The sequence below is a fragment of the Christiangramia qingdaonensis genome (genome assembly GCF_048381525.1).
Classification (GTDB): Bacteria; Bacteroidota; Bacteroidia; order Flavobacteriales; family Flavobacteriaceae; genus Christiangramia.
In genome coordinates this window covers 11,667-12,274 of sequence record NZ_JBLWIM010000006.1, presented here as the reverse complement: position 1 = coordinate 12,274, position 608 = coordinate 11,667, and the positions used below count along the sequence as shown (strand labels likewise).

The window sequence follows — 608 nt, the reverse complement described above, 5'->3', positions numbered from 1 at the left end:
GTTGCGGAGCACTTGTGTATAACGGTCTCGTATATCGACAAGTGGCGCGGAATTATGGATGCGGATTTGTCGGCTTAACGATTTGGTTAATTATGGAAACTAATTTAATTCTTTTCTATTAAACCCGCCATTTGCGATATACGTTGTTAGCTGCTGATATGGTTAACGATAAGCTAATTTAGAACCAAATTTTAAAGAACAAATGAATTTCTGAAAAAGAAGAATTATACTTAAAAAGAAAATTTTAAACTTACCAGAAGTTGCGAAGGCCTAAGTCTATAGGTACTCTGAATATATGAGAACTCCGAATTAGAAACTCTCACAAATTCATTGGTATTTAAAACATTATTCCAACTGGCTCTTAAATCAAAAGCCGGTTTTTTGAAGGTGTATTGATAATTTAAATTCAGGAAATAGTTATTACGATTTCTGTTTGAAATACTATTGTAATAATATTCAGAATTTGCACTTAAATATTGCTGCTCACTTAAATAAAAGAAGTAATCTACGGAATGTGATTGAGTTCTTATTGGTGCAGTCTCTCTACTTTCTATAATAGTGTATAAATAACCTAAATCAGCATTATAAGTAGTGCTTAACCAATCTGT

The 608-nt window shown here is 31.6% G+C and carries 1 pseudogene; it reads right to left on the bottom strand.

Annotation, left to right across the window (positions count from 1 at the left end):
- Positions 1–230: 230 nt before the first annotated feature.
- A pseudogene (locus tag ACNI3T_RS00705) lies at positions 231–608 on the bottom strand (hypothetical protein); the annotation flags it as partial.